General features: G+C 37.2%; 14 protein-coding genes and 1 pseudogene. All 15 read right to left on the bottom strand.

Features of this window, described 5'->3' with window-relative positions:
* Window position 1 precedes the first annotated feature (1 nt).
* Window positions 2-820 carry a carbohydrate ABC transporter permease gene (locus IEV35_RS19160; protein ID WP_188386270.1) on the bottom strand — a complete coding sequence of 273 codons (819 nt, stop codon included), beginning with the start codon at window positions 818-820 and terminating at the stop codon, window positions 2-4.
* The gene (locus IEV35_RS19155) at window positions 810-1721 is read right to left on the bottom strand and encodes a carbohydrate ABC transporter permease (RefSeq protein WP_188386269.1); all 912 of its coding nucleotides are present in this window, start codon (window positions 1719-1721) and stop codon (window positions 810-812) included. Before IEV35_RS19155 ends, IEV35_RS19160 begins: the two co-directional genes overlap by 11 nt.
* A 15-nt stretch (window positions 1722-1736) precedes the next feature.
* The gene (locus tag IEV35_RS19150; protein ID WP_188386268.1) at window positions 1737-2432 is read right to left on the bottom strand and encodes a beta/alpha barrel domain-containing protein; all 696 of its coding nucleotides are present in this window, start codon (window positions 2430-2432) and stop codon (window positions 1737-1739) included.
* A gap of 69 nt (window positions 2433-2501) precedes the next feature.
* A complete protein-coding gene (locus IEV35_RS19145; RefSeq protein WP_188386267.1) occupies window positions 2502-3785 on the bottom strand; it encodes an ABC transporter substrate-binding protein in 1284 nt (427 codons plus the stop codon).
* Window positions 3786-3953: 168 nt separating this feature from the next.
* Complete coding sequence (locus tag IEV35_RS19140) at window positions 3954-5600, bottom strand: DUF4127 family protein (protein ID WP_188386266.1); 1647 nt, start codon at window positions 5598-5600, stop codon at window positions 3954-3956.
* A gap of 161 nt (window positions 5601-5761) precedes the next feature.
* Window positions 5762-6472: a response regulator transcription factor gene (locus IEV35_RS19135; RefSeq protein ID WP_188386265.1), complete on the bottom strand. Its 711-nt coding sequence runs from the start codon at window positions 6470-6472 to the stop codon at window positions 5762-5764.
* Window positions 6444-8204: a sensor histidine kinase gene (locus tag IEV35_RS19130; RefSeq protein WP_229740821.1), complete on the bottom strand. Its 1761-nt coding sequence runs from the start codon at window positions 8202-8204 to the stop codon at window positions 6444-6446. The genes IEV35_RS19135 and IEV35_RS19130 overlap by 29 nt, the downstream gene beginning before the upstream one ends.
* A 122-nt stretch (window positions 8205-8326) precedes the next feature.
* On the bottom strand, window positions 8327-9979 hold the full coding sequence (locus IEV35_RS19125) for a glycerol-3-phosphate dehydrogenase/oxidase (RefSeq protein ID WP_188386263.1): 1653 nt from the start codon (window positions 9977-9979) through the stop codon (window positions 8327-8329).
* A 255-nt stretch (window positions 9980-10234) separates the two neighbouring features.
* Window positions 10235-11725, bottom strand: a complete 1491-nt coding sequence (gene glpK / locus IEV35_RS19120) for a glycerol kinase GlpK (RefSeq protein WP_188386262.1) — start codon at window positions 11723-11725, stop codon at window positions 10235-10237.
* A 21-nt stretch (window positions 11726-11746) separates the two neighbouring features.
* Window positions 11747-12574: an MIP/aquaporin family protein gene (locus tag IEV35_RS19115; RefSeq protein ID WP_188386261.1), complete on the bottom strand. Its 828-nt coding sequence runs from the start codon at window positions 12572-12574 to the stop codon at window positions 11747-11749.
* A 206-nt stretch (window positions 12575-12780) separates the two neighbouring features.
* Window positions 12781-13332 carry a glycerol-3-phosphate responsive antiterminator gene (locus IEV35_RS19110; protein ID WP_188386260.1) on the bottom strand — a complete coding sequence of 184 codons (552 nt, stop codon included), beginning with the start codon at window positions 13330-13332 and terminating at the stop codon, window positions 12781-12783.
* A gap of 488 nt (window positions 13333-13820) precedes the next feature.
* Entirely contained in the window at window positions 13821-14171 is a 351-nt protein-coding gene (gene dhaM, locus IEV35_RS19105) for a dihydroxyacetone kinase phosphoryl donor subunit DhaM (protein WP_373284787.1), read from the bottom strand.
* Between the two features lie 22 nt (window positions 14172-14193).
* Window positions 14194-14814, bottom strand: coding sequence for a dihydroxyacetone kinase subunit DhaL (gene dhaL / locus IEV35_RS19100; protein WP_188386258.1), 621 nt, complete (start codon window positions 14812-14814; stop codon window positions 14194-14196).
* Between the two features lie 15 nt (window positions 14815-14829).
* On the bottom strand, window positions 14830-15825 hold the full coding sequence (dhaK, locus tag IEV35_RS19095) for a dihydroxyacetone kinase subunit DhaK (RefSeq protein ID WP_188386257.1): 996 nt from the start codon (window positions 15823-15825) through the stop codon (window positions 14830-14832).
* A gap of 607 nt (window positions 15826-16432) precedes the next feature.
* A pseudogene (locus tag IEV35_RS19090) lies at window positions 16433-16740 on the bottom strand (IS110 family transposase); the annotation flags it as partial.

Genomic DNA, 16740 nt, shown 5'->3' with positions numbered 1-16740 from the left:
CCTATTTGATACTTCCTGCTGTCATTCCTTCAATAAACTTCTTCTGAGCAAAGAAGAAAATGATTAATAACGGAATCGTAGCAAGTGTTGTCGCACTCATCAGATGCTCCCATGCAGTACCAGTTTCATCGGTAAACAATGACAATCCAACTGGTAGAGTCATTAAATCCCTATCATTAATAAAGATTAGTGGATATAAAAATTCATCCCAGTTTGTTAAAAATGTAAAGATTGTCAATGTTGATAGCGCAGGAACTGATAATGGTAAGAAAATTTTCCAATATATTTTAAAGCGCGAACACCCGTCCATAACAGCCGCTTCTTCTAATTCTTTCGGTAATGCAATAAAGAATTGTCGCATTAGGAAAATTCCAAAAGCACCCGGTGCACCAAATATAGGCAAGATAATTAAAGGGATATGTGTATTAATTAAATCTAAATCTCTCATGAATAAAAACAATGGTATTATTGTTACTTCGGGTGGTATCATCATGACACTTAGAAGTAAAATAAATACAATGTTTTTACCTGGAAAGTTAAGTCTAGCAAATGCATAACCTGCCATTGATGCAAATAGTAAAACAAATATAGTTACTAATAGCGCAATATATATACTATTCCAATACTGATTTAAATAAGATCCATTTTGTAGGACATCCGTATAGTTCTCCCATCTAATTGGATTTGGAAAGAACTGGGTGAATATTCGAGATCTTTCTTTTAATGACGTTGCAATCATCCATATCAATGGGCCAATCATCACTAGTGTAATGATAGAAAGGGATATATATTTAAATGTTAATTGTCGTTTAGTCTTCATAGAATACCCACCTTTTACGAACAACCCAAGATATGATTGTAAATATTAGTAGTATAAAGAATAATACAAATGCTAGTGCGGAAGCATACCCCATGTCGAACAACTTAAACGCTGTCTCCCAAATATAGTAAACTAGCACCTTCGTACTTTCTCCTGGACCACCATTTGTCATGACGTACACTTGACCAAATATCTTCATTGCACCAATTGTCGTAATGATTAATGTTAAGAATACTGTCGGAGTAATCAATGGGAATGTAATATTACGAAATTTAGTAAAGTTATTAGCCCCATCCAACTCTGCCGCTTCATATAACTCTTTCGGAACTTGTTGCATAGCAGTAAGAAATAGAATCATATTTAATCCCACGTTCTTTAGAACACTCACAACAATAACCGAAGGAAGAGCAGTATCTGGATTTAATAACCAACTCGGACCATTAATGCCTATCCATCCAAGCATTTGATTAATAAATCCTAATTCCGGAGCTAATAGGTATTTCCATACAATAGCCCAGACAACAAGTGAAGTCATGACTGGCACGAAAATTGCCGTTCTAAAAAAGCCAATTCCCCAGAACTTTTCTTTTAATAAATTCGCTAAAAACAGCGCTAATATTATATTTAGTGGAACAAGCCCTAGACTAAATAAGATTGTTACTTTTAACGAATTACTAAACGATGCATCCTCCATCATGTTTCGATAATTCTCTAGTCCAATATATGCCTGTTCCCCTAACAATGGCCATTCATGCAAACTCATAAAAAATGCATAGGCTAAAGGAGCAAACATAAAAATGGTAAATCCTACAACCATCGGGGAAATAAACAACCAACCTGCGATAGCTTCCCCTCGTTTTGCACTAAATGTTTTTTTTGGTTTTCCTTTGTTGTTCAGCATATGATCATCCTTGCATTAGTTAAGATTAGCTAAATACGCTTTGAATTCTGAAATAGTTTGATAGATGGATTCTTTTGTTTTTCCAATTGTAACTGCACCCACCATAACCGCATTCATTCCAATATCGCGAAGAACTTTTAAATCCGATGAAACTAGTTTTTTCTGGGAAGGAACAATCAGTGGTAAGTCGGTATTTTTTCGATAATTTATGTATGCGACAATATCCTCTAAATGAAGAGGACTACCATAATTTTCCCCTTTTACAATTGAAATCTCTAAAGCTTTTAAATTCAGCACTTCCAAAGCTTTTGCATGGGTAGGGTCAAATTGATCATCAACAGCAACAGTTTGTGCTAATTGATCTTGTAATAATAGTTTTGAAGTTACATGTTTCGCATAAAGCGAGTAGTAATCAAACCCAACTTCTTTTAATGCTTGAAGATCTACTTCATTTACTTTGTTAATTTCATCACCAATCACGATTCCAATTGGGCCATCAAATTTTTCTCTTACGGCAGTAAACACATCTCTATATTCCTCTAACCCATGAAACACATTTCCACTTGCACGATGATTAACATGAATATGAAACTTTAATGCATCTGCACCTGCTTCTATTGCTGCTTCCGCTAATTCTAATTTATTTTCTGGCAAACTGACTACAATTGGTAGATTTGGATTAGCTAATAATTCGTCTAGTCTATTTATCATCGAATGTCACCTCTATTGAAATTTTTAGTACCTATGGAAAGAGAACGGCATAAACCGTTCTCTCCTTTGTTACTGTAATAATGGGTTTATTTTTTCTTCCATTTCAGCTAGTATCTCTTCTGGAGTAGCCATTTGTGCAAATAATTTATCGAACCCACTTACGATTTCACTTTCAATCTTTGCCCAATCTTCATGAAGTGGATAAATAAATCCATTACCCATTTCATTAATAACCGCTAATTCGATTGACTCTCTTGGCGGATTATTTTCTACATTGATAAACTCATCTGACTCCAATACACTTTTACGTGCTGGTACAAAGAATTGAGATGAAGCTTGGATTCCTGTTTTTGAACCTAAGAATTGTAATAATTTCAATGCTTCTTCAGGATGATCACTACCTTCAAAGGCTGCTAGACCCGCTTGACCTAATAAAGGTACACGGCCTTCTGGTCCTTTTGGTAGTGGTGCAATATCCCATTCAAAATCAGTGATTCCTCTTACGTTCGCAATGTAACTATACATGAACGTGAACATCCCAACATTTCCACTTTCAAAGTTTACATTCTCACCTGGTGGTACGTGGGACTTATCTTCAAACATCATGCGATTCAGAAGTTCAAAAGTTGCAATCCCTTCATCTGAATTCCATTCAAATGAACTCATATCATCAGAGAACATTTCTCCACCATATGAGAATGTATGAGATGGCATCGTAGCAAAGTTCGTCCACTCATTGAATAATCTTGCTCCATATTTGCGATTTACACCTTCACCTGTCGAAATTGCTTTCGCTACTTCCTCGAATTGTTCCCAAGTCCATTCACCTTTAGCAGCTAATTCATTCGGTGTTTCTACACCAGCATCTTCAAACATTGTCTTATTATAATAGATGATCATTGGAGGTGTGGAGAACGGTAATCCATATAAACCTCCGTCATGTTGCCATAGTTCTAATGTAGATGGAATATAATCCTCAAAATCAAATTCCTTATCTTCTGTAATTTCAGTAATCTCACGAAGAATTTGGTTGTTAATAAATTGAGGTACCATTCTTTCAGCTACCCAACCTACATCTGGCAACTCATTCCCTGCAGCTAAAACAGATAGTTTCTGTTGATAATCTGCATGAGGAATACTCTCGATTTTTACTTTAATATTCGGATTCTCCTCGTAAAACTCTTCTAATAGTTCTTCATACATTGCAATATGCCCTTCACTTCCCCATGTTGTGAAGGTTAGTTCGACTACATCTCTATCTTTACTGCCGCCATTATCAGAAGAACTCTTATCTCCACATGCTGCAAGTAAGGTAACTAGTATCATAAAACTGATCAATAAAAACTTTTTCATAATTTTCCCCCTTCCATATATTTCAATGATAGCAACAATGTAAACGCTTTAAAATGCAGTTATCTTAAGATTTAGTTTAAAATCTTAAGATATTGAATCAAAAATGCTCCCATTTAAAAATGCTGTTGAATCATGACACATGGAGATGAATTCAACAGCATTTCCTATCTATTTCAGATTTAATATTGGTTCTAGTTCCGCTTCAAACGTTCTTGGCCATGGAAGTTCAACATGAATGGATTCTAGACCTTCTATTGTACTATAAAAATCTTTATTCCCTCTAGAACCGATATAAACCCTTTTACCGTCAAAATGACTATACCAGTTGAGTGTTTCTGCTGTTAATTGCTCCGTTACAAATTGGTTGACCACATCATAATGCTCGACTAAATTCCATTGATCAGCTCCAATTTCCCGAATAAAATTATTTGCAAGTGGCTGAACGACGTTTTTATAGCCTTGATCCTTTGCAAAACGATGTAATAGAAACTCATAATGAGCTTTGGCAGTTTCTTTGTATACAGGAACGCCAAAACCTGATTTTTGTTTTAGAAAAACATCTCTAGCAGTTGCATGACCCACTGTTATACCAAGCGCATTACCAGCTGTATTCCATCCACTATAGGATAGAATTTTCGTTAAATCCACCGTATCAGCTAGTATTGTAACAAACTCTTCATCTGCTTTATTGACAAGGAGTACATCCCCTATAGCTACTTCCTTATTGGCATCGATTAATTCTTTGATTCTATGAACCATGTTTTCTATGTCGGAAGATCGTTCCCCTCCCACTTCAGTTGGGGTATTTAGAATAAGATGTATATCAGCTAGTTCTTCATCAGTTGTTATCTTCGCACCAGCAGATAGGATATGTTTTTCCACATTTTCATCAAATGTAGTATCTTCAAGTGGTGCCATCCAATCTTTCCCATGAATTCCGCCATACTCTATAAAATATGTTGGAGACTCCTGAAAGAATTCTGCTACAAATCTTGATACTAAAACAACATCAACCTCATCTGCCCCTGGGAAGATGGAAACTTTATCTTGAATATTAAGTTCGTTTACTCGTTCAACTAACAGTTCTCTTTCTGCTCGATGTAATCCGTGTGGAGCTGCATCATCCTGTGCTAAGACCAAATAATCAATATAGCCGTTTGCCGACCAATCTATTAATCTTTTATTCACTTCATGATTCCTTGCACGAGCACGTAGATAATCATCAAGTACTTCTTCCGGAATGATAGCTTCCAATTCTTCTAATCTCTCTCTATCCTCTTCAAAACCTAAATTGTGGACTTTATCATACAGTATGGCCCATTCCCTAATCTGGTTATAGTATATTAAAGACTCTTCACTTAACGCAGAAATTGCCAATCGCTGTATCGTATCATACACGTAGATTGGTTTATTTGGATATCTTTCCTGTAATTCTTTAATTACCTCAATACCTTCTAAAGCATCATCAAGTGGTTTCTCACCAGTTCTAGAAGCAATTAATCCACCATAAGCTAGCATACTGCTTGATAGCACAAATCCATCGGCATCTTCCGCATTATTTAATACCCATTCCACTATTTCTTCACTATTTCCTGGTGTATTAAAATACCCGATAATCTCTTTTGGTGGAGTTATAACTTGTATACCCGCAGAATTACCAACCTGCTGAGGAAAATATACATTTGCTGGACGATCATCTAAAGGCACTAATACTAATTTAGCAAGTCCCTCTTTTTCTGCTGCATGTACAATTGGAATATTTGTAACTACTAAAACAATCACTAGAAAGATGGATAATTTTTTGAGTAATTTCAATTGAATTTCTCCCCTTTCAATCATTTTTAATACATATTTTCCTTCTTAAAACGAGGCTACCTCCCTTCTTTTTCCATTATGTACATTTAATGATAGTCAGCATGTAAGCGCTTAACAATACAGGTATCTTAAGATTTGGTTTGATTTATTAAGATTTCTGTTTATAGAACTTCATTTTTAAATTGTTGTGGCGTCTTACCAAAGTGCTTTTTAAAGACAGAAGAAAAATGTTTCGCATTTGGATAGCCAGAAAGAAAAGCAATATCATATATTTTTAAGTTGGTCTGAGAAAGTAATTCTTTCGCCTTCTCCATCCTTCTCGCGACAATATAGTCAGATAAATTAACATGCGTATATTCTTTGAACGTTTGGCTAATATAATTTGGATGTAAATTTAATGTGTTCGAGATAAATTTTAACGATAAATCGCCCTCTAGATGTTGCTCAATTAGTTCTTTAATCTGACGAATAACCGCAGGATCACCTTTAAAAGCAAGGGTTTTATCTTCTTGTTCAATTTTTTTCAAGACACTAGCAAGTTCACTTCTTTTAATTGGTTTTAATAGATAATCTTTTACCCCAAGTTTAAATGCCTCTCGTACATAGGAAAAATCATCGTACCCACTAATCACAATAACAGGTACGTCGGGGAGTTTATCTTGTAAGAATGATAAAAACTGAAGGCCATCCATCTCGGGCATTCGAATATCAGACAAGATAATATCTGGAACTTCTGTATTGATGATTTCTAATGCCCTTTTTCCATTTTCAGCTTCCCAGAATACTTGATAGCCAGTGAATACTTCTTCCAACAAGACTTTTATCCCTTGTCTAATCACTTTTTCATCTTCTACGATCATTATTTTCTTCATATAAATCCCCCCTTTGCACCGGAATTTTCGCTTTAATAATTGTATTGGTAAACGGTATGGAATGAACTTGTAAGTGATAGTTTGAACCATAGATAAGCATTAACCTTCTTGATATATTAACTAAAGCTAATCCATTACCATTTTCTGATTGAACACTACTAAGTTTATTACTTTCTAAGGTTGATAGATTTTCCTGAATCTTAACTCGCTTTTCCTCTGGTATACCTCTACCATTATCTTGTACCGAAATTTCTAGAACCTTACCTTCTACCTTGACGGTTACGTGAATAGAGAGAGGTTTATCCATAAATCCGTGTTTAACTGCATTCTCAATTAAAGGTTGAATTAAATACTTTGGAATAAGAAATGTTGTTACATCTGAAGCAATGTCCCACTGTACGTGTAGTTTTTCTCCTAGTCTATACTTTAATAAAGCGATGTACGACTTGGAAAAGTTTATTTCTGCTTGCAATGGAATAAACGTATCTTCATTGTTTAATCGGTAACGTATTAAACTCCCTAATTCAGAAACCATATCCGAAATGTCAAACTGCTTTTTTATAAGGGCTGTCATATTTATGGATTCTAACGTGTTAAAAATAAAATGAGGATCCATTTTTGATTGTAATGTTTTATACTCTGATTCCGCATTTTTCGTATTTAACTCGTATACTTCTTCTACTAATTGATTAATTTCAGACAACATATTATTATACGTACCACTTAACTCCGCAAATTCTCCTGTGAAGTTATCATCAATCTGATTTATTTTATTATTATGGAAATCTCTAATTCTATTCTTCAAGAGTTCAAATGGTTTCAGCAAATATTTGGATACGTAAAATGATAAGATCACCGTACCGACTAAACTCAAAATAATGACTAGAATTAACGATTGACCAAATTCCTTAATGTCCTGGTATAAGTAATCTTTAGGAATGACATTATTTATTTGAATTCCACTCGATAACGATGTATGGGTGATACAGAAATATTCTTGATTCCCATTGTTCACCCACGTATGGTTGCTTGTACATTTATCCAATAAACGTTTACTAGATTTGCTAAATAGTGCTCTTCCATCACTGAAAATTTGCCAATCCTTTCCTGGCATTTGTTCCGTTAACTTTTCTAAGTAATTTGGACTAAAATCTACTTTTATTATTCCAATTTCTTGTAGATCATCGGGATCTTTTAATAGACGAATAAAGCTAACATAATTATTACTATTTTTTCTATAGTAAGATTGCTTCGATTCAGGATACAATATCCAACTACCATCTGCATCTTTTACTGCTTGATACCATGGTTGTTCACTTAAATTGATATACTCACTTATTGAGCCTCGTTCCATATGACTAAAAGTATGTCCTTTAGTAGAAAAGACATGTACACCGTGAAATGCCTCGCGTTTATACATAATTCCAGACAAGAAAAGGGAAAAAGTATTTTTGTCCTCATTACTGATGAAACCTTCCTGAGAAGCATTACTATATTCTGTTAAAATTTGAATCAATTGTTTGTTGTATAGTACCGACAATGTTGATCTTGCTGCATCATCTATCATTAAGTCCAAACTATTATTTAATTGAACAATCGTATTTTCTGTATTTCTTGTTACATCCTCTAACTTAGACGTTGAAAATATTCCATAGACAACAAACGTAATAATACTTAAAGGAACTAAGACTAATATTGCAAATGTCATAAATACTTTATTTCGTAGTTTCAAAGCGCTCACAACCTTCAGTGATGAAGTATCTTATTTTACTATTCTAACATCTCAATATTATCATAAGAAGGGGGACAGTCCCTCTCCGAATCACTTCGCAAAGGGACTGTCCCCCAAAATTTTTACTCTACTGGATGTGTTGCTTCATAGATATATTGTTCGAGTTCGGTTTGGTATTCTTTTGTTTGGTTTTCTGTCCATTGGAATACGTTAGCCATATAGGCAATAACTTGTTCTTTATGTTCTTGGACCCAATCGATATGGAAGAATAATGCTCCGGTCCGTCTAATAAAGAAGTCTACTGGTTTATAGGCTAATTCATTTTCAATAGAATAACGTAGCATTGCATAGACGACTGGATTCATATTTTCAGCTGAAGCTTTCTCTAGGCCTTGTAAATATAAGTCATAGATAACATCGATATTGGAACCATAGCGTAATACTAGACTTCTCGCTGTCTCTGCATCTAATCCTAATTCCACACCTTTTGCTACGTTTAACGGGACAAATTTCTCAAATCCTTTTGAGCCACCGACATCCCCACCAGAAATTCGTAGTTCTTTCGTTTGGGAACTTGGGAATGAACGTCCTTCTTCTTCATGTAATTGTTTTCCAACTAAGTCCACAATACTTTCGGCCATTTTTCGATAACCAGTTAATTTACCACCAGCGATAGAAATAAAGCCAGAGTCAGAAACGAAGATCTCATCCTTACGAGAAATTTCTGAAGGGTCTTTCCCTTCTTCATGAATTAGTGGACGTAATCCAGCCCAACTCGACTCCACATCTTCTGCGGTTATTTTTACATCCGGAAACATATAATCAATCGCTTTTAACACATAATCCCGATCTTCTTTTGTCATCGTTGGACGGGCAATATCCCCATTGTAAACTGTATCGGTCGTTCCAACATATGTTTTTCCTTCACGAGGAATCGCAAAGACCATACGACCATCCGGCGTATCAAAGTAAATCGCTTGTTTTAATGGGAAACGTTTCCCATCAAACACAAGATGGATTCCTTTTGTTAAGTGTAAATATTTACCCTGTTTCGATTGATCTAATTCACGTAACGTATCTACCCATGGACCTGCTGCACTTACAATTCTCTTCGTGAAAATCTGTTGTGTAGACCCATCAATTTGGTCGGTCACTTCCACGCCTATCACTTTATTATTTTCATAAATAAAGTTTGTCACTTTCATATAGTTGATCGCTAGGGCACCTTTTTCAACCGCTTTCTTCATTACTTCCATCGTTAGGCGAGCATCATCTGTTTTATACTCCACATAAAAGCCTGCCCCTTTTAAGTTGTTCGCTTTTAATAATGGTTCTCTTCTTAGTGCTTCTTCTCGGTCAAACATTTTTCTTCTTTCACTTTTCTTTACGCCAGCTAAAAAGTCATATACCCGTAAGCCGATATTCGTTAGAAATGGGCCGAATGTTCCTCCCTTATAAAATGGAAGCATCATCCATTCTGGAGTTGTCACGTGAGGTCCATTTTCATATACGATAGCCCGCTCTTTCCCTGTCTCAGCAACGACACCAATTTCAAACTGCTTTAAATAACGTAAGCCACCATGGACAAGCTTCGTTGATCTGGATGATGTCCCACCTGCAAAATCTTGCATTTCCACTAATGCTACTTTCATTCCTCTTGTTGTCGCATCTAATGCAATACCAGCTCCAGTTATTCCTCCACCAATGACAAGTAAATCAAGGGATTCGTTGTTTATATTCGTTTTTATATCGTTTCTATTCAAGCTTGAAAACATAAAATATCACTCCTAATAGGATAGTCAAATTTGATATATGTCATGGGACAAAAAAGAGAGACCACAAAACACTCTATAAAATATAGAGTCTTGTGGTCTCTCGAGATTCTCCGTCCGACATATTAACTTAACTACATTATAACATATAACAATTAGTATGAACAGAACTTTTTATGGTACCTATGTATGCGGTAGGTTCTCCTAGGTGTGAGTAGGAGAATAAGATACCACGGACAAGTTCTATCAAACGATTTGTTATTTAAAGACTCTTGCAGCTTCGACAGCTTTTTGCCAGCCGCTATATAGTTGGTCACGAACTTCATTCGTTGTGTCTGGTGTAAACGTACGTTCCACTTTCCATTGTTTAGCGATTTCTTCTTTATCTTTCCAATAGCCAACAGCTAATCCTGCCAGATATGCTGCTCCTAATGCGGTTGTTTCATTTATTACGGGACGCTCCACTTCCACTCCAAGTAGATCACTTTGGAACTGCATGAGGAAGTTATTTTTTACAGCGCCACCGTCAACGCGTAATGATTTCAAATCAATCCCTGAGTCAGCAACCATCGCATCGACAACGTCCTTCGTTTGATACGTAAGCGATTCCAGAGTAGCACGAACAAAATGCTCTCTCGTCGTACCGCGAGTTAGACCAAATACTGCTCCACGTGCTTCACTATCCCAATATGGAGCACCAAGGCCAACGAACGCAGGAACAACATAAACACCATCTGTAGAATCTACTCTCGTCGCATAATCTTCACTCTCTGGCGTATTGTCGATTACTTTTAATCCATCACGAAGCCATTGGATCGCTGAACCGGAAACGAAAATACTACCTTCTAACGCATATTCTACTTTTCCATCAACACCCCATGCTAATGTAGTTAGTAGACCATTTTTGGATTGAACTCCTTTTTCCCCAGTATTCATTAATAGGAATCCACCAGTACCGTACGTATTTTTCACCATTCCTTCTTCAAAACAAGCTTGCCCGAATAATGCGGCTTGTTGATCTCCTGCAATACCAGCAATTGGTACTTCATGGCCGAAGAAATGATAATCAACGGTATGCGCATACACTTCAGATGATTGTTTTACTTCTGGTAGCATGCTTTTTGGAACAGTAAGGATTTCTAATAACTCATCATCCCATTGTAAATCATAAATATTAAACATTAATGTACGAGAAGCATTGGAATAGTCTGTTACATGTGCTTTTCCACCAGACAATTTGTACACAAGCCACGTATCGATCGTACCAAACTGTAGCTCGCCTTTCTCTGCTTTCTCTCTAGCACCTTCGACATTATCTAAAATCCATTTTACTTTTGTACCCGAGAAGTATGGATCTAGTAATAATCCCGTTTTTTCTTTAAATAGATCATTATAGCCTTTTTCTCTTAATGTTTGTACAATGCCTTCGGTTTGACGAGATTGCCAAACAATTGCTTTGTATATTGGTTTACCCGTTTCTTTATCCCATACAACCGTTGTTTCCCGCTGATTCGTAATACCAATTCCTGCAATTTGGTCCGGGTTAACGTCTGCCTTTCTTAATACTTCTGCAATACAACTTAGCACAGATGTCCAAATTTCATTTGCATCATGCTCTACCCAGCCTGGCTTTGGAAAGAACTGTTCAAATTCTTTTTGAGCGGTTTCAACAATCTCCCCAGCATGATTAAATAAAATCGCCCGAGAACTTGTTGTACCTTGGTCTAATGATAAAATATATTTCCCCATCTTGATATCCCCTTTCTATAATTAAGAAGCTTTTGATACTTTTTTAATAGCTTTGTTTCCTTTTGATAGTTCGGTAGATGCTGCAGCTAGTAAAATAATTGCTACAATGGCACTCCATACCCAAAATCCTACCGAAAAATCTCCGTCAAAGAAAGCTTTATAGAAGAATGCCCCATAAATACCACCAACGATTGGTCCTGCAATTGGAATCCATGCATAGCCCCAATCCGAATTTCCTTTACCTGGAATAGGAAGAATGGCATGTGCAATTCGTGGTCCAAGATCACGAGCTGGGTTAATCGCATAACCAGTCGGACCACCTATAGACATCCCGATTGCAACAATTAATAGTCCTACAACAAGTGGGTTTAACCCTTCTGTAAATTCATTAATACCGATAAATAATAAGCCAAGAATTAAGACAAATGTACCAATCATTTCCGTAACCATATTGGCTAGTGGGCTACGTACAGCTGGTCCAGTTGCGAAGACACCTAATTTCGTGCCTTGATCTTCTGTTTCTCTCCAATGTGGTAAAAATGCAAAGAATACGATGATTGCTCCAATGATTGCCCCAATTAATTGAGCAGATAAATAGGCGGGCACTTTATCCCAAGGAAAATCACCAATCGCAGCAAATGCTAGTGTAACTGCTGGGTTTACATGTGCACCCGATACACTTCCAACCGCATAGACTGCAAGGGCAACAGCAAGTCCCCATCCAATTGTAATCAGGACCCAACCTCCGCCATTACCTTTTGACTTGTTTAATATGTTGGTAGCCACTACGCCACCACCAAAAATAATGAGAATCATGGTGCCAATAAGTTCTGCAGTAAATTCTGACATACCAATTCACCTCTCCTAATTATGATTTCGTATCAAGTTATCTACACGTGAAATAAATACAAAAAAACCCACACTTAATATTGCGTATTTCCCTTCGAAAATACACAAAAAGTGTGGGCTCAATAGTCTCGGTCACATGTATGAACTTGTTAATTGTATTCTACCTAACTATGAAAACGTTGTCAATACAATTTTTGGAATAATTTTCAACCTAAATTCCAAAGCTCTGGATCTGATGTACTCACTGCTTTCGCTCCGTTTTCAAAGGCAAGGGTAACATCTTCCTTTGTACGAATCAGTCCTCCGGCAATAACAGGTATTCCTGTTCTTTCATGCACTTCGGTGAGAATTTGCGGGACGATACCAGGTAATACTTCGATGTAATCTGGCTGAACCCGTTGACACATACTTAAATTATGATCCAGTGCATGGCTATCTAAAGCAAATAAACGTAAAATACCGATGACATTATGTTTTTTTACAAAGGAAATCGTTTTTCCTCGGGTGGAGATGATTCCATCTACTTTTATATTTCGGATTAAATATTCCATGCCATACTCATCCGATTTAAGACCTTGCACAAGATCGGCATGGACGAATACTTTTTTATTATGTTTATGTGCAACATCAACTAAGTCTTTTAATTGAGATAGACGTGTTTCCAAAAAGATTATGATCTCATGTTGACTATGCAGTAATTTTTCGAATTGTTTCATTTCCCGGAGTACCGGAATAACGTAATTTTCAAGACTACCCATAATGACACTCCAATTTTACTATTTGAGGACGGATTATTGTCCTATTTTTACAGAACAAGTGGTTGGAAAATTTTATAATAGGAGGTAAAAGTCGAACAAGCACTATATTAGCCCCGGAAATATACGGAGACTCCTTGAAAAAGGAAACCGCTTTTTCTGCGTGCGATGTTTCGCTACCGAAGCGTTCCTTGTCCTGTGGGAGGAAAGGCATCGGTGAGACCCCGCAAGAGCGATAGCTCTGAGGAGGCTCACCAGCCGCCCACGGCAAGGTAGACACCGCGATGGTTCTTTCGAGCGGATGTCGCCCCTGTACTCGAAAGTGAAAGCGAAGTATATTTCCGGGGCGGGTTAGATGCACTAACTTTAGTGTTCGAATATACCTAAGATAGAAATACTTTTGTCCCAACCTCATCATAATATACATAACAGATAATGAGCAATAAGGATGCAACATAGTATGCTATCCCTACCATCCTAAGAGATAGCATCTACACACTTTCCGCTGCTTCTTTTACTTCCTCCAACGTTTTCCCCATGCCGGATTCCACTGCTGCGACGAAGGCTCCTTCTAGTAGGGGGGCTTCGGCAATGGCAACATTCTCGTGTTCGGTCATTTCGACGGCTAGCTCGGCATTCATCAAGGCACTTCCAATATCGTAAAAGAGGAGCACCCCTTTTTCATGATGAGTCCGATCAATCGCTTGTAAAATCTTCTCCACACTCGTACCAATTTCTCCATCATCTGTTCCACCAGCAAGTTCGACCTTCACATTCGGAACCATCTGGGTAATTATATCGTATATCCCTTCCACAACTTTTGCACTATGTGAAATGAGCACGATGCCAACATTTGTCATCTGTTTACGCCCCTTTCTGTAGCACTTCGGAAAGGGCAGTGAAAATATAATAGGAAGAAACCGAACCAGGATCCAAGTGTCCTATCGACCGTTCCTTTAAATAGGCAGCACGACCTCTTCTCGCTTCTAACTCTTTCGTTGATTCCATCGCCTGTTTGGCTACTTCCGCTAAAGCATTTGCATCGATGGAATCACTTGATTTGAAAAACTCCACGACTGGTTCCCAAACATCAACAAGGGTTTTATCCCCTTTATTTGCCTTCCCACGTAACTTGATTCCGTTTAATGCTTCTTGGAAAGCTTCTCCTAGCTGATTCGCATCCACTTTCTCCATCCCTTTTACCGTTGTAGACATTTTTAAAAAGGCCGTTCCAAATAATGGACCAGATGCACCACCTACTTTCGATAATAAGGTCATGGAAACATCTTTCAATACATCAGAAACCGTTTGATAGTCGGAAGTTGTTAGTTTACTCACAACCTCTTGAAAACCACGAGCCATGTTAATGCCATGGTCCCCATCCCCAATCGCACGATCCAACGATGATAAGTAATCTTTGTTTGCTTGTATCGAATCATTGGACTTTTCCATCCATTGTATGACGTCTGCTACTTGTAATTCCATGATGACTCCTCCTATCTATTTGCGAAATGCTGGTGCTTTGGATTCTGCATCTAAAAGTTCTTTTAACTCGTCGTCCACTTTTAATAGAGTGACTGAACAACCAGCCATTTCTAAGGAAGTCATAAACTCACCAACAAAGGTGTCATAAACGTTAATTCCTTTATCTTTTAGAATTTCATGTACTTTTTTATTAACGACATATAGTTCCATTTCTGGTGTCGAGCCTAGACCGTTAATCATGACGGCAACTTCTTCTCCACTAGAAAGGTTCATATCATCTAATATTTTCTCGGTTAACTCAGTTGCAATTTCATCGGCTGTTGCAATCGCTTTTCGTTCAATGCCTGGCTCACCGTGAATACCAATTCCGATTTCCATTTCATTTTCATTCAGTTCAAAACTTGGTTCTCCAGCTGCAGGAACAATACAAGGAGTTAATGCCATCCCGATGGAACGGACATTGGCGATTGTTTTTTCTGCGACGGCCTTCACTTCTTCTAAAGATGCACCCTGGCTAGCTTTTGCACCAGCAATTTTATGTACAAAGACCGTACCTGCAATACCGCGACGCCCTGTCGTAAAGGAACTATCCTCGACCGCCACATCGTCATTGACAATTACTTGCTGCACATTAATTCCTTCTGCTTCCGCTAGTTCTGCTGCCATTTCAAAGTTCATGACGTCACCAGTGTAGTTTTTAATAATTAATAAGACACCTGCACCACCATCGACAGCTTTAATTGCTTCAAAAACTTGATCCGGAGTTGGTGATGTAAATACTTCTCCAGCAACCGCTGCATCTAACATCCCTGCTCCAACATAACCAGCATGTGCCGGCTCGTGGCCACTTCCACCACCACTTACTAAACCAACCTTGTTTGAAACGGGGGCATCCTTCCGAACTACGACAGTCGTATTCGGTAATACCTTTACCTCATTTGGATGCGCGTACACAAATCCTTCTAACATGTCCTGTACAACTAAATTAGGGTCATTAATAATTTTTTTCATTACTCGTTCCTCCTTCAGATAATTGAATGTTCACACCAACATTTAATTAATAGGAAACAAAAACCCTACCGCATATTACTATTGTATGATATAAAAATGAAAAATTCTATATTTTATAGTCAATAGGACTGGGTTATTTTCCCACTTTTCATATCCTGGACAAAATGTAGTAAAACGCAACTGATTCTTCCTTCAATAAAAAAGCTACTCGTCTGTATAAACAAACGAATAGCTTTTTCGACAAAATCCGAGTTTTTTCGGGAGGTGTCAGCGTATAATGGTAAATAAGTCAACCATCGTTTTTGCCTAAAAAAGGCCGACCTTAAGTAAAACTCTTAAAAGTATTTTTTAAAAAGTTCTTCTATCACAGAACCTTTATGATGGAACTCTTCTAGATCGTGAAAAGGATCTTGCATTTTCATCCTACAGGGATACCACCTAGTAAATATAAACTTCGTTTTTCACGTATTATTCGTATTTATAGGACAAGATCCATAACGCTGACACTCGAGGTCTTATCGCCTCCGACACCCAAAAACAATGTGATTTAACGTCCTAGAAGAGTTCCATATTTTTAGTTTCTTAATAATATATTTCAAATCAAATGTTAAGCTGATTGTGAAGTGTTAAATATTACAAATCTGTCATAGAATCGTTTTACATTAGCGCTGCGTATTTTCTTAGAAAGTTCATCTACTAATTGATAATCCTCATTAGTTGTATGGTATAGCTTCTTATTTCTTATCATGGAAAATGCAAGTCTTATCATTCGGTTCCCAAGTGCAATATATGCTTGTCCACAGTACTTTCCGCGTTCTAGAAGTTTTTTGTACCGCAGATTCATATCCGGATTATTATGAGCCAGAGACTTTCCTACCTGATAGGTGATGTTCCTAAATGTTCGTCGCCCTTGTT

The sequence above is a fragment of the Ornithinibacillus halotolerans genome (assembly GCF_014637405.1).
Lineage (GTDB): Bacteria > Bacillota > Bacilli > Bacillales > Amphibacillaceae > Ornithinibacillus > Ornithinibacillus halotolerans.
Note: the sequence above shows the minus strand (reverse complement) of the source record. Positions and strands in the feature narration are given on the sequence as shown.